This window comes from Streptomyces tendae, from assembly GCF_008632955.1.
Taxonomy (GTDB): domain Bacteria; phylum Actinomycetota; class Actinomycetes; order Streptomycetales; family Streptomycetaceae; genus Streptomyces.
Genome location: NZ_CP043959.1, coordinates 2,096,161 through 2,115,383 on the forward strand (window position 1 = coordinate 2,096,161; position 19,223 = coordinate 2,115,383).

Consider the following 19,223-nt stretch of genomic DNA (forward strand, 5'->3'; position numbering starts at 1 on the left):
GACGGGCGGCGCACGTGCGTTGCATAAGCTGGGCTTATGAGCAGGACGGAATACCGCCCCGACGAACGGCCCCCCGGTGCCGGTTCGCTGGCCCACCGGGTGCCCGACCTGGGGGCGCTCGAACTGCTGCTCGCCGTGGCGCGGGTGGGCAGTCTGGGGCGGGCGGCGAGGGAGCTGGGCATCACCCAGCCCGCCGCGAGCAGCCGGATCCGCTCGATGGAGCGGCAGCTCGGCGTGGCCCTCGTCGACCGGTCGCCGCGCGGGTCGCGGCTCACCGACGCGGGCGCCCTGGTCACGGACTGGGCCCGGCGGATCGTCGACGCGGCCGAGGCCTTCGACGCGGGCGCCCAGGCGCTGCGGGACCGCAGGGACTCCCGGCTGCGGGTGGCGGCCAGCATGACGATCGCCGAGTACCTGCTGCCGGGGTGGCTGGTCGCACTGCGCGCGCAGCGCCCGGACACGGCGGTGTCCCTGCTCGCCGGCAACTCCACGGCGGTCGCGGAGCGGCTGCTGGCGGGGGAGGCCGACCTGGGGTTCGTGGAAGGGCTGACGGTGCCGGCCGGGCTGGACTCCGCGGTGATCGCCCACGACCGGCTGATCGTGGTCGCGGCCCCCTCGCACCCCTGGGCCCGCCGCAGGCGCCCGCTCGCGGCGGAGGAACTGGCGGCCACCCCGCTGGTGCTGCGTGAGGAGGGCTCCGGCACCCGGCAGGTGCTGGACGCGGCGCTGGGCGGGCTGGCCCGGCCGCTGATCGAGCTGTCCTCGACGACGGCGGTGAAGGCGGCGGCGGTCGGCGGGGCGGGCCCCGCGGTGCTGAGCGAGCTGGCCGTCGGGGAGGAACTGGGGACCCGGCGCCTGGTGCGGATCCCCGTCCAGGCGGTCGCCCTGGCCCGCGACCTGCGGGCGGTCTGGCCCACGGGCCACCGCCCCACGGGCCCGGCCCGCGACCTGCTCTCGCTGACCCGCGGCTGACGGCGACGCCGGGGGAGCGGGGGCCGACGGCCCCCGCCGTCAGCCCCCCGCCGCCGTGATCAACGCGCGGACGACGCGCAGGTCCTCGCCCATCTCCGGATGCCACTGCACCCCCACCACCCAGTGGCCGTCGGGGCGTTCGACGGCCTCCACCGTGCCGTCCTCCGCGTACGCGGACGGGATCAGGCCGGTACCCAGGCGGTCGACCGCCTGGTGGTGGTGGGTGGGGACCGACGTCTCCTCGGGGACGGCGTCGGCGTACCGCGTGCCCGGGACCGGCTTCACCGGGTGCCGGCCGAAGGTGCCCGGCACCTCCGCGTGGCCGTCGATGTGCTGGACCAGGGTGCCGCCCAGGGCGACGTTCAGCAGCTGCATGCCCCGGCAGATGCCGAGCAGCGGGACGCGCCGGTCCAGGGCGGCCCGGATCAGCGCCAGCTCCCAGGCGTCCCGCGCCCGGGCGGGCGGCCCGGTGCGCGGGTCGGGCTCGGCGCCGTAGCGGACGGGCTCCACGTCGGGGCCGCCCGCGACGACCAGGCCGTCGAGACGGGCCACGGCGGCCTCCGCGTGCTCCGGCGCGTCCGGCGGGAGCATGACGGCCAGTCCGCCCGCCCGCTGCACCAGCCGCGGATAGCCGGCCGGCAGCAGCGCGGCGTCCAGCTGCCACACACCCCACCGCACGCCCGGCTCCGCGTACGTACTGATGCCGATCAGTGGCCTGCCCGACACCCGGGCACCTCCCTCATCCTCAGTCCCGCGCCAGCTCCGCCTCGGCCGCGGCCAGCGCCGCGAACTCCTCCTCCGGAGCCTTCGCCACCAGGTGCCTGCGGCTGTACAGACCGAAGTACGCCAGCGCCACGATGTACACCGCCAGGGCGATGAACGCCGCCGTCACGTCCACCAGGAACGTCGCCACCAGCGCCGCGCAGGCCAGCACCAGCGCCACCGACGAGGTCAGCACCCCGCCCGGCGTCCGGTACGGCCGGGGCAGCTCCGGCTCACGGCGCCGCAGCACGATGTGCGACAGCGACATCAGCGCGTAGGAGATCGTCGCACCGAAGACCGCGATGTTCAGCATGCGCGCCCCGTTGCCCGTGCTCGCGGCGAGTGCGAACCCGATCGCGCCCGGGACCACCAGACCGAGATACGGCGCCCGCCGGCTGCTGGTCAGGGACAGGAACCGGGGCAGATAACCCGCCCGGGACAGCGCGAACAGCTGCCGCGAACCGGCGTAGATCAGCGAGAAGAACGAGGCGACCAGACCCGCCAGGCCCGCGTAGTTCACGATCCTGCTCAGCGCCGTCGCCTCGCCGTCCGGCTGGAGCGCCTCCACCAGCGGGTTGCCCGCGTCCTGGACCGCGGCCGAACCGCGCGCCCCGGCCGCCGTGAAGAAGGTCATCAGGGCCAGCACCACCAGGATGCCCATCGACCAGCGGATCGCGCGCGGCAGCGTACGGGCCGGCTCACGCGTCTCCTCGGCGGCCAGCGGCACGCCCTCCACGCCCAGGAAGAACCACATGCCGAACGGGAACGCCGCCCAGATCCCGAGCAGCCCCATCGGCAGCCAGGAACTCGCGCCGAACGCCGAGGTGTCCACCGGGATGTCGTCCAGCGAGGAGGCGTCGAACTCGGGCAGCGCCGCCAGCGCGAACACCACCAGCGCCGCCACCGCGATGCCGGTGACGACGAAGCTGAACCGCAGCGCCTCGCCCACGCCCCACAGGTGGATGCCGATGAAGATGACGAAGCAGGCCAGGTAGACCGGCCAGCCCGACTCCAGGCCGAACAGGCCGAGGGACTCGACGTAGTCGCCGATGAAGATGGAGATCGCGGCGGGCGCCAGCACGTACTCGATGAGGATCGCCGTGCCGGTGAGGAAGCCGCCCCACGGGCCGAGCGCCCGGCGGGCGAAGCCGTAGCCGCCGCCCGCCGTGGGCAGGATCGACGACAGCTCGGCGAGCGCGAACACCATGCAGGTGTACATGGCGCCCATCAGGACCATGGCGATCGCCAGACCGCCGAAGCCGCCCTCGGCCAGGCCGAAGTTCCAGCCGGAGTAGTCGCCGGAGACGACGTACGCGACGCCGAGGCCGGTCAGCAGCAGCCAGCCCGCGCTGCCACGGCGCAGTGTCCGGCGCTCCAGGTAGTCGTCGGGCTCACCGGCGGGTTCACGGGATGCGGATGGAAGGCTCACGGCACGGCTCCCCAGGAGGCGGTGTGGCGCGGACGATGGTAATGGAACGGAACCAGACCTTTGTGGGCCCATACCTTCGTGGCGCACCCGACGCGCGCGCAACCCCCGTGCGTTAAGCCGCGGTAAACCCTGCCCCGGTCCGCCGCGCGCCACACCGTCAGGCGAGGAACCCCCGCAACAGCGCCGCCGTCCCCGCGCAGTGCTCCCGCATCACCTCACGCGCCCGGTCCGCGTCCCCCTCGAGCACCGCCTCGACCAGCGCCGCGTGCTGCCGCTGCGAGTGCTCCAGATTGCGCACCAGCAGGGGGATGCAGTCCAGCAGGTCGTTCACCGTCGCCCGGACGGCCGCGTACTGCGCGGTCAGCGAGGGCGAGCCGGACAGCTCCGCCAGGGCGAGATGGAACAGAGTGTCCGCCCGCCGGTAGTCGCCCAGCGGCGCCTCCTGCGTGCCCGCCAGCGCCTCACGCAGCCGCTCCGCCTGCCCCTTTGCCGGCCCGTGCGCCGCGCACAGGCCCGCCGCGCCCACCTCCAGCACCTCCCGGAAGCGCAGCACGTCCTCGACGTCCACCTCGGCGATCCGCCGCCGCAGCTCCTCCTCGCCGGTGTCCGTCGGACGGGGCAGCACGAACGTCCCGCCGTACCGGCCGCGCCGCGGCTCCACCAGGCCCTGGTCCTGGAGCACCTTCAGCACCTCGCGCAGCGTCACCCGGCTGATTCCCAGCCGCTCCGCCAGCTCCCGCTCGGCCGGCAGCCGCTCCCCGCCCGCCACCAGCCCGAGCCGCACCACCTGGAGGATCTGCTCCAGCGCCTCCTCGAAGCCGTTGCCCGCCCGGACCTGCCGCAGCACCGGCGCCAGCCGGTCCCCGACCGCGCCGACCGCATCCTTGGGCATCTGGTCGTGCCCCCTTCCCAAGCAATGGTTCCCGGCAATACCTTATGGCTCCCGGCTGACCGAAGAAGCCCCAGGAGGCCCTCCCGTGGCAGACCGCACACCCCCGCTCGCCGTCGAGGAGCTGCACGCCCTCGTCGCCGGCGGCGAGATCGACACTGTCGTCCTGGCCTTCCCCGACATGCAAGGGCGGCTCCAGGGCAAGCGGTTCGCCGCCCGCTTCTTCCTCGACGAGGTCCTCCGCCACGGCACCGAGGGCTGCAACTACCTGCTCGCCGTCGACGCCGACATGAACACCGTCGACGGCTACGCCATGTCCTCGTGGGACACCGGCTACGGCGACTTCGCCATGTACCCCGACCTCGACACCCTGCGCCGGGTCCCCTGGAACGAGGGCACCGCGATGGTCGTCGCCGACCTCGCCTGGGCCGACGGCTCCCCGGTGACCGCCGCGCCCCGGCAGATACTGCGCCGGCAGCTCGACCGGCTCGCCGCCCTCGGCTACACCGCCCGGGCCGGCACCGAGCTGGAGTTCATCGTCTTCAAGGACACCTACGAACAGGCCTGGGACTCCGGCTACCGCGGCCTCACCCCGGCCAACCAGTACAACGTCGACTACTCGGTGCTCGGCACCGGCCGCATCGAGCCCCTGCTGCGCCGCATCCGCAACGAGATGGCCGGCGCCGGCCTCACCGTCGAGTCGGCCAAGGGCGAGTGCAACCCCGGCCAGCACGAGATCGCCTTCCGCTACGACGAGGCCCTGGTCACCTGCGACCAGCACGCGATCTACAAGACCGGCGCCAAGGAGATCGCCGCACAGGAGGGCGTCTCCCTCACCTTCATGGCCAAGTACAACGAACGCGAGGGCAACTCCTGCCACATCCACCTCTCGCTCGCCGACCTCGGCGGCACCAGCGCCATGCCGGACTCCCCGGAGGACCCGGACAGCATGTCCGAGGTGATGCGCCACTTCCTCGCCGGGCAGCTCGCCGCACTCCGCGAGTTCTCCCTGCTGTACGCCCCGCACATCAACAGCTACAAGCGGTTCCAGCCGGGCTCCTTCGCCCCGACCGCCGTCGCCTGGGGCCACGACAACCGCACCTGCGCGCTGCGCGTGGTCGGCCACGGCCGCTCCCTGCGCTTCGAGAACCGGCTGCCCGGCGGGGACGTCAACCCCTACCTCGCCGTCGCCGGCATGGTCGCCGCCGGCCTGCACGGCATCGAGCAGCGGCTGGAACTGCCCGAGCCCTGCGCGGGCAACGCCTACACCGCCGGCTTCGACCACGTCCCCACCACGCTCCGCGAGGCCGCCGAGCTGTGGAGCACAGCGAGATCGCCCAGGCGGCCTTCGGCGAGGAGGTCGTCGCCCACTACCGCAACATGGCGCGCGTCGAGATCGACGCCTTCGACGCCGCGGTCACCGACTGGGAGCTGCGCCGCTCCTTCGAACGCATGTGAGGCCCCGAGTGTCCGACCAGCCCGCCGAGCTCCAGGTGCGCAACCCGCCACCGAGGAGGTCATCGCCACCGTCCCGGCCGCCGGCCCCGCCGACGTCGACGCCGCGGTCGTACGCGCGGCCCGCGCGCAGACCGCCTGGGCGGCCCTCGCGCCCGGCGAACGCGCCGCCTGCTGCGCCGGTTCGCCGCCGCCGTGGACGACCACGTCGAGGAACTCGCCCGGCTGGAGGTCCGCGAGGCCGGCCACACCCTCGGCAACGCCCGCTGGGAGGCCGGCAACGTCCGCGACCTGCTCGACTACGCGGCCGGGGGAGTGGAACGCCTCACCGGCCGGCAGATCCCCGTCCCGGGCGGCGTCGACGTCACCTTCCTCGAACCGCTCGGCGTCGTCGGGGTCATCGCCCCCTGGAACTTCCCCATGCCCATCGCGGCCTGGGGCACCGCACCCGCCCTCGCCGCCGGCAACGCGGTCCTCCTCAAACCCGCCGAGACCACCCCCTCACCGCCCTGCGCCTCGCCGAACTCGCCCTGGACGCCGGCCTTCCCGAGGCCTGTTCCAGGTGCTCCCCGGACACGGCCCGGTCACCGGCAACGCCCTCGTCGAGCACCCCGGCGTCGCCAAGATCGTGTTCACCGGGTCGACGGCCGTCGGCAAGCAGGTGTGGGCCAAGGGGGCCGACCGCCTCAAGCGGGTCACCCTCGAACTCGGCGGCAAGAGCCCCAACATCGTCTTCGCCGACGCCGACCTGGAGGCCGCCGCGGCAGCCGCCCCCATGTCCTTCCTCGACAACGCCGGACAGGACTGCTGCGCCCGCACCCGCATCCTCGTCGAACGGACCGCGTACGACCGTTTCCTGGAGCTGCTCGCGCCCGCGATCGAAGCCGTCCGCGTCGGCGACCCGGGCGGCGACGAGGACGTCGACATGGGTCCGCTGATCTCCCGCAGCCAGCTCGACCGCGTCCGCTCCTACGTCCCCGACACCCTCGACGGCATCCGCGGCAAGGCTCCCGAAGGCCCCGGCCACTGGTTCCCGCCCACCGTCCTGACCGGCGTGGCCCCGGAGGACCCGGTCGCCGTGGAGGAGGTCTTCGGGCCCGTCGCCGTCGTCCTGCCCTTCGACGACGAGGCCGACGCCGTCCGCCTGGCCAACGCCACCGACTACGGCCTCGCCGGCTCCCTGTGGACCCGGGACGTCGGCCGCGCCCTGCGCGTCTCCCGCGCCGTGCGCGCGGGCAACCTGTCGGTCAACTCGCACTCCAGCGTGCGCTACTGGACCCCCTTCGGCGGGTTCAAGCAGTCCGGCGTGGGCCGCGAACTGGGCCCGGACGCCCTGACCGCCTTCACCGAAACCAAGAACGTCTTCATCAGCACGGAGGCCTGACCGCACATGAGCGAGGACATCATCTGCCGCCGCCTGACCGGCCGCACCGCCGTCGTCACCGGAGCCGGCAGCGGCATCGGGCTCGCGTCCGCGCGCCGGCTCGCCTCCGAGGGGGCGAACGTCGTCTGCGCGGAGGTCGACGAGGTGCGCGGCAAGGCCGCCGCCGAGGAGACCGGCGGGATCTTCGTGAACACGGACGTCACCGACCCCGAGCAGGTCGAGGCGCTGTTCCGCACCGCGTACGAGACGTACGGCAGCGTCGACGTCGCCTTCAACAACGCGGGGATCTCGCCGCCCGACGACGACTCCATCCTGGAGACGGGCCTGGAGGCCTGGAAGCGCGTCCAGGAGGTCAACCTCACGTCCGTCTACCTGTGCTGCAAGGCCGCCATCCCCTACATGCGGGAGCAGGGCAGCGGCTCCATCATCAACACCGCGTCCTTCGTCGCCCGGATGGCGCGGCCACCTCGCAGATCTCGTACACCGCCTCCAAGGGCGGCGTCCTCGCCATGTCCCGGGAGCTCGGCGTGCAGTTCGCCCGTGAGGGCATCCGGGTCAACGCGCTGTGCCCCGGGCCGGTCAACACCCCGCTGCTGCGGGAGCTGTTCGCCAAGGACCCGGAGCGGGCCGCGCGCCGGCTGGTGCACATCCCGCTCGGCCGGTTCGCCGAGGCCGAGGAGATCGCCGCCGCCGTCGCCTTCCTCGCCAGCGACGACTCCTCCTTCGTCAACGCCACCGACTTCCTCGTGGACGGGGCATCTCGGGGCGTACGTCACACCGCTGTAGCGGGCGGCACCCGGTGACGGCGCCCGTCGTTACAGTGCCCGGATGAGCATGACGCCCCGCCCGGCTGGTACCGCGACCCGCACGCCCCGCACCTGGAGCGCTGGTGGGACGGCACGGCCTGGACGGACCACCGCCGCACGCCGGCTGCGGCCGCGCCGCAGGTTCCCCAGGCGCAGACGCCCGCGGCGGGCGGGGGCGGACCTGCGGGAACCGGCGGCACGGGTGCGTCCGACGGGCCGGGCGCACCGAGCGGTTCGCGCGCGTTCGGCGGGCGAGTACTCCGGGCGGCCCGGGGGCCTGTCCCCGCGGGTGGTTACGGCGCGCCGGGCAGCCCGGGTGCTCCTGGCGGGCCGGCGGTTCGGGCGGTTTCGGTGCCCCGGGTGCCCTGGGTGGGCCCGGCGGTCCCGGCGGGCCTGCCGCCCTGAGCGGCTTCGGCGGACCCGGCGGGCCGGGTGCCTACGGGAGCCCGGCCGGGTCCGGGGCCCCAGGAGGGGCCGGCGCTCCGGGCGCGCCCGGCGGTACCGGTGGTACCGGCGGCTCGAACGGTGCCAGGGCCGTCGCCCTGACCGCCGCCGGGGCCGTACTGGTCGCCGCCGTCGTCGCCGGGGCGCTGCTGCTCACCGGCGGCGAGGACGACCCGCGCGCCGGGACCGTCGCGACGTCCACGGTCTCCGCCCCGGAGACCCGGCCGACGCCCCCGACCCCCTCACCCGCCACGACCGAGCCCGGACCCGAGGACGAAGGGGTCGTCGAGGACGAGCTCAACGGCGTCACCTTCCCGCTCCTCGACGGCTGGGTCCGGCCGCAGCACGTGGTCGAGAAGGACGCCGTCATGACCACCGACGGCACCCACGACTGCCCCGGCGAGGGCTCCCTCTGCCGCGGCGGCCTCGTCCTCTCCCGCACGGTGACCGCGACCGACGAGTCCTCGCCCCGGGCACTCGCCGAGGCGGACATCTCCGACGCGGCCGAGGCGGCCTTCGACGAGGACACCCTCGGCAACCGCCCCTACGGCGGCATGAAGTCCCACCAGGTCGTCAAGGCGGGCCCGGTCGCGGTGGCGGGCCGCGCCGGATACCTCGTGCGCTGGCAGGTGACCACCGGCGAGGGCCCCGGCGGCTACGTGCAGTCGCTGGTGTTCCCGTCCAGCGTCGGCACCGAGTCCCCGGTCCTCGTCCGGTTCGTCTTCGAGGCCGGCCCCGACGGCCCGCCCCTCGCCGACATGGACCGCATCACCAAGGGCATCCGTTCGGTCGCCGACCAGGCCTCCGGCGGCGGGGTCGGCAGCAGCATCGGCCCGGACGACTGAGACCGAGCCCTTACAGGAACGTCCGCCCCTCACCCCGGTACGTCGGCACGGTCGCCGTGACGGCGTCCCCCTCCACCAGGTGCAGCGCGTCGAAGCGTTCGCACAGCTCACCCGCCTTGGCGTGCCGGAACCACACCTTGTCGCCGATCAGCAGATCGTCCGCGACCGGCCCCAGCAGCGGCGTCTGCACCTCGCCGGCTCCCTCCTGCGGGTCGTAGCGCAGGCCCTCGGGCAGGTACGGCACGGGCAGCCGGTCCGCGCCGGGCGCGCCGGAGGCCGGATAGCCCCCGCCCAGCACCGTCACCACGCCGACCCCGGGCCGCCGTACGACCGGCAGGGCGAACAGCGCGGCCGGACGGCCCGTGAACGACGTGTAGTTGTCGAACAGCCGCGGCACGTACAGCCCCGACCCTGCCGCGATCTCGGTCACCGCGTCCTCCGCCGCCGTGTGCTGCACGCTGCCCGTACCGCCGCCGTTGACGAACTCCAGGTCCGGCACGACCTCCCGTACCGCCCGCACCACCGCCGCGCGCCGCTCGGCGAGTTCACGCCGCGCGGCGGCCTGCATCAGCCGCACCGCACGGGACCGCAGCGGCCGCCCGGCCACCGCGTCACCGACACCGGCCACATGACCCTCGTACGCCATGATGCCGACGACCTCGAAACCCGGTCGCCGGGCCACCGCGCGGCCACTTCGGCGACCTGGGCGGGGAGTGCAGCGGGAGCGCCGGGCGCCGACCCGCACCCGCCCGCCCAGCAGCCTGAGCGACGTGTCCAACTCCAGGCACACGCGCACCACTTCGCCGCCGCCCTCCCGCGCGGCGTCGATCAGGTCCAGCTGCGCCGGGTCGTCGACCATGACGGTGACGGCCGCGGCGAGCTTGGGGTCGGCGGCGAGTTCGGCGTACCCGGCACGGTCGGCCGAGGGGTAGGCGAGCAGGACGTCGTCGAAACCGGAGCGGGCCAGCCACAGCGACTCGGCGAGGGTGAACGACATGATCCCCGCGAACCCCTCGCGGGCCAGGACCCGTTCGAGCAGCGCCCGGCAGCGCACGGACTTGCTGGCGACCCGGATCGGTTTGCCCCCGGCACGGCGGACCAGATCGTCCGCGTTGGCGTCGAAGGCATCGAGATCCACGATCGCGACGGGGGCGTCGAGCTGGGCGGTGGCCCGGTCGTAACGGGCCCGGTCGGCGGCGCGCGCAGTCATGACCGAAGCCTGCCAGACCGGATTACCGCAGGGTAGAGGGACGTTCCGGGCAGATGCCGCGGGCCTGCGGACTGGTTCCCGTTCGGCGCGCCGCACGCCGTAGAGTGACGCGCACGCACGGCGGTACGGGGCCGGCCCGGTCGTCCGGGCGGATGACGCGCCCGCCGCGCGGGTATCTGTGCCCGGGACGTGTCCGCGCCCGGCCACTGGACAGCGATACGCCGGCCGCGGGCGAGGTTCGGCCGGGCACGAGGAAACGGGGGTGCATGAGCACGGAAGCGCGCCGCGCCTCCCTTCCCCCGCGTCCCTCGGTCCCGCCGCTCCCGGCCCAGCCCCCGGCCCCCGCCTCCCCTCCCGACGTCCGCGCGCGTACCTCGGGCGGCCCCGGCCTCTTCGACCCCAGGACGCCGCGCGCCTCCGCACCCGTCGAATCCGCCGAGCGGACGGCGGACGGACGCGACGGTGACGCGCCGGGCGTGCCGGCCGACGTTCCTTCGGCGGCCGGTGTTCCCGGGGGCACGGGTGCGGCCGGCCGAGCGCGGGGCTCCGCCCCGGACCCCGCACCTCGAACGCCGGAAGCGCCAAGTCCCCTAAGGGAACGAGCGGTCACGGCGCTGACGTCCCGGGCCCGCGTTTCCCTCGTATCGGCACCCCGGCACCCCCGCCCTGCCGCGCCCCCGCCGCCGCAGGCCTCCGCCCGGTTCCCCGACGCCCCGCCCACCGTCGGCCGGGGCATGCCCTCGCCGGACTCCGCGCCTCCCGCCCCCTCGGTACCTCCGCGTCCCGCCGTACACCCCGGCGCCGAGACCCCGTCGGAGACGACGGCCCGGCTGCGCCCGTACCCCCCGCCGCCCCCGAGGCCCGACGGCACCCCCGGCCCGCGGGACCGCGCCCGCCGACCGCACCGGCACCCCCGCCCCGCACCGCGCCGCCGAACCGGACCCCGCGCTGTCCTGGAGCGCCCCCATGGCGCCCGGCGGCGTCCCCGGCGGGCGCCCCACCGTGATCTCCTTCGGGGAGCCCGGGAGGTACGACGGGGGCGGACCGTCGCGCCCGTTCGCCCGGCGCACCCGTGCGCAGGTCGTGGCCGCCGCGGTCTGCCTGGTCCTCGGTGCCGGCCTGATCGGCGGCGCCGTCACCGGTGCCTGGCTCGCCGACGGCCCCGAGGGACCCGGCACCCGGCACGCCTTCACCGTCGCCGGGGACCTGTGGCACGACGTCCCCGTCGACCAGTTGTTCCCGCCCACGGTCCAGGGCGGCGGAGCGGGCCCCGGCGAGGCCGACCGGGTCTGGACCCGGATCGCCGTCGCCCCCGACAGCGGCTGCAAGGGCGCCTTCGACGCCCTGCTCACCCGCGTCCTCACCCCCGTCGGCTGCGAACGCCTGCTGCGCGCCACCTACACCGACGCCACCCGGAGTCACGTCACCACCGTCGGCCTGCTGTTCACCGAGGCCGACGCGGCAGGCATGAAGGCCCTGGCCGGCCGCTTCGACCGCGAACGCCTGGACCGCCGCGGCGACCTCGTCCCGCTGCCGTACGCCGCCAAGGGCACCGCGGCCGAGGGTTTCGGCCGCGAGCAGCGCGCCTCCTGGGCGATCTCCGTGCTCACCGACGCCCCGGTCGTCGTCTACGCCGTCTCCGGCTGGTCCGACGGCCGTACCGTCGACGAGCCCCAGCCCGCCGAGGACGCCATGCGGGCCGGAGCCACCACCGCCCCCGCCCAGGCGGGCCTCGGCCACGAGGCCCGGGGCCTCGCCGACCGGTTCGAACGCGCCCTGCGCAAGCGGGCCGGAAGCGCCACGGAGCGTCCGTCATGAGGAAGCGCCCCGCCGCCCTCGGCGGCCTGCTCGCCGCCGCCCTGGTGCTGGTCCCCGTGACCGCCGCGCACGCCGACGCCATCCGCGACCGGCAGTGGGGCCTCGACGCCCTGCACACCGACCGGGCGTGGAACACCACGCGCGGCGCCGGCGTCACCGTCGCCGTCCTGGACACCGGCGTCGAGGCCGACCACCCCGACCTCGACGGCAACGTCCTGGCCGGCAAGGACCTGGTCGGCTTCGGCGCCCGCGAAGGCGACGAGGCCTGGGCCCGCCACGGCACCGCCATGGCCGGCATCATCGCCGGTCACGGCCATGGCCCGGGCAACGGCGACGGCGTCCTGGGCGTGGCACCGGAGGCGAAGATCCTCCCCGTTCGCGTCATCCTCGAGGACAAGGACCCGGCCCGCGCCAAGGCCCGCAGCACCCGCGGCAACGCCCTCGCCGAAGGCATCCGCTGGGCCGCCGACCACGGCGCCGACGTCATCAACCTCTCGCTCGGCGACGACTCCGCCTCCGCGCACCCCGAACCCGGCGAGGACGAGGCCATCCAGTACGCCCTGCGCAAGGGCGTGGTCGTCGTCGCCTCCGCGGGCAACGGCGGCGAGAAGGGCGACCGGATCTCCTACCCGGCGGCCTACCCGGGTGTCATCGCCGCCACCGCCGTCGACCGCTACGGCACCCGCGCCCCCTTCTCCACCCGCCGCTGGTACGCCACCGTCAGCGCCCCCGGCGTCGACGTGATCATCGCCGACCCGACCACAAGTACTACGAGGCTGGGCACCAGCGCCGCCGCCGCGTTCGTCTCCGGAGCCGTCGCCCTGGTGAGGTCGGCGCACCCGGACCTGACCCCGGCCCAGATCAAACGGCTCCTGGAGGACACCGCCCGCAACGCCCCCGCCGCCGGGCGCGACGACTCCCGCGGCTTCGGCTTCGTCGACCCGGCCGCCGCGATCGAGGCCGCCGGCCGGCTGAAGCCCGAGGGACTGAAGGCCGCTGCCTACGGGGACGAGTACTTCGGCCCCGGCCCGGACGCCGACACCCCCGGCGACGACACCGCCGACTGGGCCGCGCCCCTGGCGGGCGGCGCCGGCGGCGTCCTCCTGGTCGCCGCGGTGGTCCTGTGGCGCGCCCGCCGCCCCGAGAACGAGAACTCCTAGGAGCGCCCCGCCAGGACGTCCACGGCCTCCCACGCCGCCTCCTCCACCCGCGCCACCCCTTCCGCCATCGACGCGTGCCCGTCCGACAGCACCGCCACCGCACACACCCGGCCGCCGGCCGTCACGCACCCCGTGCTGTTCACGACCCACAGGCCGGTCGCGTCCCGGGGCAGCCAGCCGTTCTTCACGGCCCCTCCGTTCCCCGGGTCGGCCAGGACCGGAACGCCCCAGGCCTGTTCCGGCACGACCCGCTCCATCAGCCCTCGTAGGTACGCCCGCGCCGGCGCGTCCAGTACCGCGTCCGCATCCCCGTCCGGCGCGAAGAGCAGCCGCAGCAACGCCACGCGGTCCCCGGCCGTGGTCCGGGTCAGCCCCCAGCGCGCGTCGGCCACGGTGCGGGTCAGGCCGAGGCGGTCGCACGCCGCGTCCAGGCCGGCAGCCCGCCCGACGACCTGCCACAGTGCCGTCGCCGCGTCGTTGTCGCTGCGCACGATCATCGCCTCCGCGTGTGCCCGCTCGGCGGCGGTGAGATCCCGGCCCGCGTCCCGCGAGCGGAGCAGCAGCGCGGTCAGGATGTCCACCTTCACGACGCTCGCGGTCACGAAGACCCCCTCGCCCGAGGTGTACGTCTCCCCGCTCGCCAGATCCAGCGCCGCCGCCGACACCCTCGGCCCGTCCGTCATCTCGCGCTCCCTCCCGCCCGCGTCCGAGCGACCCCCGCACGGCCGCTAAGGTCGGTGACCGTGGCGAACAAGAACATTCCCGACTCCCCCTTCCGCGACGACGACGGAACCGCCGACCCCCGGCTGAGCGCCGCGCTCGCCGCCTGGGCCGAGGACGGCAACGCCGTCGGACCGGTCCTGGAGGCGCTCAAGGACGCCCGGCTGCTCGTCCCCGTCGTGGCCCTGCTCGGAGAGGTCGAGGAGGACGACGAAGAGGGGCGCGAAGCTCCTGGGAAGGGGGGCGGCGGGCGTCGGGGGGCCGGGCTGCGCCGCGAGAAGACCAGCGACATGGCCGTGCCCACCCTGAAGGCCGGCGGCCGCACCGCGCTGCCCGCGTTCACCTCCACCGACGCGCTCGCCCGCTGGGACGCGGACGCCCGCCCCGTGGCCGTACCGCTGCACCAGGCGCTCCAGGCCGCCGCCCACGAGAAGGCGGACACGGTGGTCCTCGACCTCGCCGGCCCCGTGCCCTTCGAACTGACCGGGCCCACGCTGCTCGCCCTCGCCGAGGGCCGTACCAGTACCGACCCGCTCCGGGACCCCGCCGTCGTCGAGGCCGTACGGGCCGCCGTCGCCGCCGAGCCCGCCGTGCTGCGCGCCCACCTCGGGCCGGGGCAGGCCGACGGCACCCTCGCCCTGGTCCTCGACCCGGCCGCGCAGGTCGCCGAGGCCGCCCGCGCCGTGGCACAGCGGCTCGCCGCCGACGAGACACTGAGGGCCCGCCTGGTGCGCGGCCTCGACCTGGCAGTCCTGCCGGCCGAGGTGACGCCGCCCGGCGAGCCCCTGTACGTACGTGACTGAGAAGACGGAGCGGGCGCGCCCCGGCGGAGGGACGCCCGACGGTCAGCCGTAGATCGCGCCCGTGTACTTCTCGCCCGGCCCCTGCCCCGGCTCGTCCGGGACCACGGAGGCCTCGCGGAAGGCGAGCTGCAGCGACTTCAGGCCGTCCCGCAGCGGTGCCGCGTGGAAGGAGCTGATCTCGGTCGCCGAGGCGTCCAGCAGACCGGCCAGCGCGTGCACCAGCTTGCGGGCCTCGTCGAGGTCCTTGTACTTGTCGCCCTCCTCGGTCAGGCCGAGCTTCACGGCGGCGGCGCTCATCAGGTTGACGGCGACCGTCACGATCACCTCGACCGCCGGGACCTCCGCGATGTCGCGGGCCATGGCGTCGAAGTCGGGGTTGCCGGGGGTCTCGGGGGTGTCCGAGGGGGAGGTCTCACTCATGCCCCACACGATAGGCGGTGGCGTCCGGCGCCCTCCGGTTAGCCCTTGTCAAGCGATCCTGGTAATCTGGTGGGCGACCGGTCGGACCCGTATGCCTCACGGCGCACTGGCCCGGCCCACAAGTGGAGGCCTTGAACTCCCACCTGGCCGCCCTCAGGGCGGCGGGTCACCGGTCAGGCGGTCCCGTCCCCGAGTCGGCGATCAGCCCGAAAGCGCGCCCCGCGGTCCCCGCGGCGGTGCTCCGGTAGTTCGAGGAGCCCCGCCTGTGATCGTCCGGGGCATTTTTTGTGTTTCGGCGCGGTTAGGTCTCATAAGAACAGAGACGTTACGCGGCTGTCCGCCAGACCGTCGCGTGGTGCTACCGAGGAGGATCCATCAGCGCCGAGCCCCGCATCAACGACCGGATTCGCGTTCCCGAGGTGCGACTTGTCGGTCCCAGCGGCGAGCAGGTCGGGATTGTCCCGCTTGCCAAGGCCCTGGAGCTTGCGCAGGAGTACGACCTCGACCTCGTGGAGGTCGCGGCGAACGCCCGTCCGCCCGTGTGCAAGCTCATGGACTACGGGAAGTTCAAGTACGAGTCGGCCATGAAGGCCCGTGAGGCGCGCAAGAACCAGGCGCACACGGTCATCAAGGAGATGAAGCTCCGGCCGAAGATCGACCCGCACGACTACGACACCAAGAAGGGTCACGTCGTCCGGTTCCTCAAGCAGGGCGACAAGGTCAAGATCACGATCATGTTCCGTGGTCGCGAGCAGTCCCGGCCAGAACTCGGCTACCGACTGCTGCAGCGTCTCGCGGAGGACGTGGCCGACCTCGGGTTCGTGGAGTCGAACCCGAAGCAGGACGGCCGCAACATGATCATGGTTCTCGGTCCGCACAAGAAGAAGACCGAGGCGATGGCCGAGGCCCGCCAGGCACAGGAAGCCCGCAAGGCAGAAGCGAAGGCCAACCCCGGCAAGTCGCAGAACGCCGCGGACGCGGACTCCGTGCAGGCGGCCGAGGAGCCGGCCGAGGCGTGACTCCCCGGGGCGCCAGCCCCAGGAAGCAACCCGAACAAGTACGACGCTCCACCGTGCCCGGTTTCACGACCGGGCACAGGAGCGCCACCGACGAGGAGAGAACGGCGCTATGCCGAAGAACAAGTCGCACAGCGGTGCCAGCAAGCGCTTCAAGATCACCGGCTCCGGCAAGGTGCTCCGCGAGCGTGCCGGCAAGCGCCACCTGCTCGAGCACAAGTCGTCCCGCGTGACGCGTCGCCTCACCGGCAACGCCGAGATGGCCCCGGGCGACGCCGCGAAGATCAAGAAGCTTCTCGGCAAGTGACGCCCCGGCGCGCGAGCGCCGTACGTACGTCAGACCGGGACCCAATCGATTTCGGGCCGTGTGAGCACCACCACGGCCCCGCTACAAGGAGTTAACAAGTGGCACGCGTCAAGCGGGCAGTCAACGCCCACAAGAAGCGCCGGGCGATCCTCGAGCAGGCCTCCGGCTACCGCGGTCAGCGTTCGCGCCTGTACCGCAAGGCCAAGGAGCAGGTCACCCACTCGCTGGTCTACAACTACAACGACCGCAAGAAGCGCAAGGGCGACTTCCGTCAGCTGTGGATCCAGCGCATCAACGCCGCTGCCCGCGCCAACGGCATCACCTACAACCGCTTCATCCAGGGTCTGAAGGCCGCCAACGTCGAGGTCGACCGCAAGATCCTGGCCGAGCTGGCCGTCAACGACGCCACCGCCTTCGCCGCGCTCGTCGAGGTCGCGCAGAAGGCGCTGCCCGCGGACGTGAACGCGCCCAAGGCTGCGTGAGGTCGTCGGCCTCGGCCGACGTTCTGATCTCCGGGACCCGCAGGCTTCGGCCTGCGGGTCCCGTGCTGTGTCGTTGCCCCGGCCGGCTCGTCGGCTGCGGGTTGGTGGTGGCCGGTCGCGCAGTTCCCCGCGCCCCTGAGGGTGTGGTGCCGGCCCTCGGTCGAGAAGTTGAAGGTGACTGAAATGGTGTCCGTCGGTCCTGAGCTGATCTCTCCCCGTTCCGCCCGGGTGAGTGCCGCGCGGCGGCTCGCCAAGCGGAACTTCCGGGGGAAGGAACGGCTGTTCCTCGCCGAGGGGCCGCAGGCCGTCCGCGAGGCCGCCGCGCACCGCACCCAGGACACCGCCACGCTCGTCGAGCTGTTCGCCACCCCCGAGGCCGCCGAGCGCTACGCCGACATCATCGGCGCCGCCCGGGACGCAGGCGCCCGCGTCCACCTCGCCTCCGAGCAGGTCGTCGCCGACATCTCCACCACCGTCACCCCGCAGGGCCTGGTGGGCGTGTGCCGTTTCCTGGACACCCCGTTCGAGGAGATCCTCGCCGCCCGGCCCCGCCTGGTCGCCGTCCTCGCCAACGTGCGCGACCCCGGCAACGCCGGCACCGTACTGCGCTGCGCCGACGCCGCCGGGGCCGACGCCGTCGTCCTCACCGACGCCTCCGTCGACCTGTACAACCCCAAGGCCGTCCGCGCCTCCGTCGGCTCCCACTTCCACCTGCCCGTCGCCGTGAACGTGCCCGTCGAGCGGGCCGTCGCCGGACTGCGCGACGCCGGCGTACGGCTGCTCGCCGCCGACGGGGCGGGCGACCGGGACCTCGACGAGGAGCTCGACAAGGGCACCATGGGCGGCCCCACCGCCTGGGTGTTCGGCAACGAGGCGTGGGGGCTGCCCGAGGAGACCCGCGCCCTCACCGACGCCGTCGTCCGGGTGCCCATCCACGGAAAGGCGGAGAGTCTGAACCTCGCCACCGCCGCCGCCGTATGTCTCTACGCGTCGGCACGTGCACAGCGCGCCGCCGGAGGGTCCCGTTCCGTCACCGGGAGCTAGTAGGCTGACCAGCTCGGGGACCCTCCCCAAGCTCTCGGCCGGGGCCCGAGGACGGGGCGCCCCGAGGACGTTCCGAGAGGTGGGGTACGGGGATGAGCGTCGGCACGAGCAGCGCACCGGGAGCACAGCGCACGGAGCGCCCGCCCGCGCCCCGGCCCGGTGACCTCGCCGGCCTCGGCATCGACCCCGACCAGCTGCCCGACGGACTCGTCGTCGCCGACGAGCGGGGACGGGTGATCTGCTTCAACGCCGCCGCCGTCCGCATCACCGCCGTCCCCGCCGAGCAGGCCCTCGGACGGTCCCTGGAGACCGCGCTGCCGTTAGAGGACCTGGAGGGACGCCGCTGGTGGCAGCTCACCGACCCCTACGGCGGCCTCGCCATCCGGGTCGGCCAGCCCGAGCGCAACCTCCTGCTGCCCGGCGGCCGTGAGGTCCTGGTCTCCGCCCGCTACGTGCGCACCCGCCCCACCGGGCCCGTCCGCCGAGTCGTCGTCACCCTGCGCGACACCGAGGCACGCCGCCGCACCGAGCGCAGTCACGCCGAGCTGATCGCGACCGTCGCGCACGAACTGCGCTCCCCGCTCACCTCGGTCAAGGGCTTCACCGCCACCCTCCTCGCCAAGTGGGAACGCTTCACCGACGACCAGAAGCGGCTCATGCTGGAGACCGTCGACGCCGACGCCGACCGCGTCACCCGGCTGATCGCCGAGCTGCTCGACATATCCCGCATCGACTCCGGGCGTCTGGAGGTGCGCCGCCAGCCGGTCGACATCGGGGCCGCCGTGGGCCGGCACATCCAGGCCCACGTCGCCGCCGGGCAGGCGGCGGACCGGTTCCTGCTGCGGGTGCAGCATCCGCTGCCCGCGCTGTGGGCCGATCCCGACAAGATCGACCAGGTGCTGAGCAACCTGCTGGAAAATGCCGTGCGTCACGGCGAGGGAACCGTCACCATCGACATCACACCCTCGGCGTCCCCGCGTGACCGCGAGCACGCCGAACCCGCAGCCACGTCGGTCACCGTCAGCGACGAGGGGCCCGGCATCCCGGAGGAGTCCATGAACCGCGTCTTCACCCGCTTCTGGCGAGGCAGCAAGCGCGGTGGCACGGGACTCGGGCTGTACATCGTCAAGGGCATCGTCGAGGCCCACGGCGGCACCATCACGGTCGGACGCGCCCCCGGCGGCGGCGCCGAGTTCCGATTTACGTTGCCCGTGGCGGCCCCCGCGTATCTCACCTGAGACGCAGGCGGCCCCCACG

Annotated in this window: 17 protein-coding genes and 3 pseudogenes; 14 read left to right on the forward strand and 6 right to left on the reverse strand. The window is 74.2% G+C overall.

The window, feature by feature from the left end:
- Positions 1–36: 36 nt before the first annotated feature.
- A complete protein-coding gene (locus tag F3L20_RS09770) occupies positions 37–972 on the forward strand; it encodes a LysR family transcriptional regulator (RefSeq protein ID WP_150153875.1) in 936 nt (311 codons plus the stop codon).
- Positions 973–1,011: 39 nt separating this feature from the next.
- On the opposite strand, the gene F3L20_RS09775 is transcribed toward F3L20_RS09770, so the two are convergent.
- The 3 genes from F3L20_RS09775 to F3L20_RS09785 form a co-directional block, all read right to left on the reverse strand.
- Positions 1,012–1,698 carry a gamma-glutamyl-gamma-aminobutyrate hydrolase family protein gene (locus F3L20_RS09775; protein WP_150153877.1) on the reverse strand — a complete coding sequence of 229 codons (687 nt, stop codon included), beginning with the start codon at positions 1,696–1,698 and terminating at the stop codon, positions 1,012–1,014.
- A gap of 19 nt (positions 1,699–1,717) precedes the next feature.
- Positions 1,718–3,235, reverse strand: coding sequence for an ethanolamine permease (eat, locus tag F3L20_RS09780; protein WP_402394707.1), 1,518 nt, complete (start codon positions 3,233–3,235; stop codon positions 1,718–1,720).
- Positions 3,236–3,320: 85 nt separating this feature from the next.
- Complete coding sequence (locus F3L20_RS09785) at positions 3,321–4,055, reverse strand: FadR/GntR family transcriptional regulator (RefSeq protein ID WP_150153881.1); 735 nt, start codon at positions 4,053–4,055, stop codon at positions 3,321–3,323.
- Between the two features lie 85 nt (positions 4,056–4,140).
- Between F3L20_RS09785 and F3L20_RS09790 the strand changes: the two are divergent.
- The 5 genes and pseudogenes from F3L20_RS09790 (at position 4,141) to F3L20_RS09810 (ending at position 8,986) form a co-directional block, all read left to right on the forward strand.
- Positions 4,141–5,510, forward strand: a pseudogene (locus F3L20_RS09790) (glutamine synthetase family protein).
- An 8-nt stretch (positions 5,511–5,518) separates the two neighbouring features.
- Positions 5,519–6,891 (forward strand): annotated as a pseudogene (locus tag F3L20_RS09795) (aldehyde dehydrogenase family protein).
- A gap of 6 nt (positions 6,892–6,897) precedes the next feature.
- Positions 6,898–7,677, forward strand: a pseudogene (locus F3L20_RS09800) (3-oxoacyl-ACP reductase).
- A 92-nt stretch (positions 7,678–7,769) separates the two neighbouring features.
- Positions 7,770–8,102 carry a DUF2510 domain-containing protein gene (locus F3L20_RS35245; protein WP_276615868.1) on the forward strand — a complete coding sequence of 111 codons (333 nt, stop codon included), beginning with the start codon at positions 7,770–7,772 and terminating at the stop codon, positions 8,100–8,102.
- Complete coding sequence (locus F3L20_RS09810; RefSeq protein ID WP_431193193.1) at positions 8,099–8,986, forward strand: hypothetical protein; 888 nt, start codon at positions 8,099–8,101, stop codon at positions 8,984–8,986. Before F3L20_RS35245 ends, F3L20_RS09810 begins: the two co-directional genes overlap by 4 nt.
- 10 nt (positions 8,987–8,996) lie before the next feature.
- Here F3L20_RS09810 and F3L20_RS09815 read toward each other — a convergent pair whose 3' ends face one another.
- Positions 8,997–10,196: an amino acid deaminase/aldolase gene (locus F3L20_RS09815; RefSeq protein ID WP_150153883.1), complete on the reverse strand. Its 1,200-nt coding sequence runs from the start codon at positions 10,194–10,196 to the stop codon at positions 8,997–8,999.
- A gap of 966 nt (positions 10,197–11,162) precedes the next feature.
- Between F3L20_RS09815 and F3L20_RS09820 the strand changes: the two genes are divergently transcribed.
- Positions 11,163–12,014 (forward strand): hypothetical protein, encoded by an 852-nt coding sequence (locus F3L20_RS09820; RefSeq protein ID WP_240810870.1) that lies wholly within the window; start codon positions 11,163–11,165, stop codon positions 12,012–12,014.
- Positions 12,011–13,174 (forward strand): type VII secretion-associated serine protease mycosin, encoded by a 1,164-nt coding sequence (gene mycP, locus F3L20_RS09825; protein WP_150153885.1) that lies wholly within the window; start codon positions 12,011–12,013, stop codon positions 13,172–13,174. The genes F3L20_RS09820 and mycP overlap by 4 nt, the downstream gene beginning before the upstream one ends.
- Here the strand turns inward: mycP and F3L20_RS35250 are convergent.
- Complete coding sequence (locus F3L20_RS35250; protein ID WP_150153887.1) at positions 13,171–13,857, reverse strand: serine hydrolase; 687 nt, start codon at positions 13,855–13,857, stop codon at positions 13,171–13,173. The two genes, mycP and F3L20_RS35250, sit on opposite strands and share 4 nt — an antisense overlap.
- 60 nt (positions 13,858–13,917) lie before the next feature.
- On the opposite strand from F3L20_RS35250, the gene F3L20_RS09835 reads away from it, so the two are divergent.
- Positions 13,918–14,697 (forward strand): SseB family protein, encoded by a 780-nt coding sequence (locus tag F3L20_RS09835; RefSeq protein ID WP_150153889.1) that lies wholly within the window; start codon positions 13,918–13,920, stop codon positions 14,695–14,697.
- Positions 14,698–14,739: 42 nt separating this feature from the next.
- Here F3L20_RS09835 and F3L20_RS09840 read toward each other — a convergent pair whose 3' ends face one another.
- Entirely contained in the window at positions 14,740–15,117 is a 378-nt protein-coding gene (locus F3L20_RS09840) for a DUF1844 domain-containing protein (protein ID WP_150153891.1), read from the reverse strand.
- A gap of 374 nt (positions 15,118–15,491) precedes the next feature.
- On the opposite strand from F3L20_RS09840, the gene infC reads away from it, so the two are divergent.
- The 5 genes from infC to F3L20_RS09865 all read left to right on the forward strand — a co-directional run bounded on the left by infC (position 15,492) and on the right by F3L20_RS09865 (position 19,204).
- Positions 15,492–16,136, forward strand: coding sequence for a translation initiation factor IF-3 (gene infC / locus F3L20_RS09845; RefSeq protein ID WP_078540917.1), 645 nt, complete (start codon positions 15,492–15,494; stop codon positions 16,134–16,136).
- A 109-nt stretch (positions 16,137–16,245) separates the two neighbouring features.
- On the forward strand, positions 16,246–16,440 hold the full coding sequence (gene rpmI / locus F3L20_RS09850; protein ID WP_003977225.1) for a 50S ribosomal protein L35: 195 nt from the start codon (positions 16,246–16,248) through the stop codon (positions 16,438–16,440).
- Positions 16,441–16,538: 98 nt separating this feature from the next.
- On the forward strand, positions 16,539–16,922 hold the full coding sequence (gene rplT / locus F3L20_RS09855) for a 50S ribosomal protein L20 (protein ID WP_004933571.1): 384 nt from the start codon (positions 16,539–16,541) through the stop codon (positions 16,920–16,922).
- Between the two features lie 183 nt (positions 16,923–17,105).
- Positions 17,106–17,966, forward strand: coding sequence for a TrmH family RNA methyltransferase (locus F3L20_RS09860; RefSeq protein WP_150157279.1), 861 nt, complete (start codon positions 17,106–17,108; stop codon positions 17,964–17,966).
- A 92-nt stretch (positions 17,967–18,058) separates the two neighbouring features.
- Positions 18,059–19,204 carry a sensor histidine kinase gene (locus F3L20_RS09865; protein ID WP_150153893.1) on the forward strand — a complete coding sequence of 382 codons (1,146 nt, stop codon included), beginning with the start codon at positions 18,059–18,061 and terminating at the stop codon, positions 19,202–19,204.
- Positions 19,205–19,223 lie beyond the last annotated feature (19 nt).

Excerpts from the sequence above, each read along its gene's own strand:
- F3L20_RS09770 (WP_150153875.1), top strand. The coding sequence starts at position 37 with ATGAGCAGGACGGAATACCGCCCCGACGAACGGCCCCCCGGTGCCGGT.
- eat (WP_402394707.1), bottom strand. The coding sequence starts at position 3,235 with ATGGGCCCACAAAGGTCTGGTTCCGTTCCATTACCATCGTCCGCGCCA.
- F3L20_RS09785 (WP_150153881.1), bottom strand. The coding sequence starts at position 4,055 with ATGCCCAAGGATGCGGTCGGCGCGGTCGGGGACCGGCTGGCGCCGGTG.
- F3L20_RS09815 (WP_150153883.1), bottom strand. The coding sequence starts at position 10,196 with ATGACTGCGCGCGCCGCCGACCGGGCCCGTTACGACCGGGCCACCGCC.
- F3L20_RS09820 (WP_240810870.1), top strand. The coding sequence starts at position 11,163 with ATGGCGCCCGGCGGCGTCCCCGGCGGGCGCCCCACCGTGATCTCCTTC.
- mycP (WP_150153885.1), top strand. The coding sequence starts at position 12,011 with ATGAGGAAGCGCCCCGCCGCCCTCGGCGGCCTGCTCGCCGCCGCCCTG.
- F3L20_RS35250 (WP_150153887.1), bottom strand. The coding sequence starts at position 13,857 with ATGACGGACGGGCCGAGGGTGTCGGCGGCGGCGCTGGATCTGGCGAGC.
- F3L20_RS09840 (WP_150153891.1), bottom strand. The coding sequence starts at position 15,117 with ATGAGTGAGACCTCCCCCTCGGACACCCCCGAGACCCCCGGCAACCCC.
- rpmI (WP_003977225.1), top strand. The coding sequence starts at position 16,246 with ATGCCGAAGAACAAGTCGCACAGCGGTGCCAGCAAGCGCTTCAAGATC.
- F3L20_RS09860 (WP_150157279.1), top strand. The coding sequence starts at position 17,106 with ATGGTGTCCGTCGGTCCTGAGCTGATCTCTCCCCGTTCCGCCCGGGTG.
- F3L20_RS09865 (WP_150153893.1), top strand. The coding sequence starts at position 18,059 with ATGAGCGTCGGCACGAGCAGCGCACCGGGAGCACAGCGCACGGAGCGC.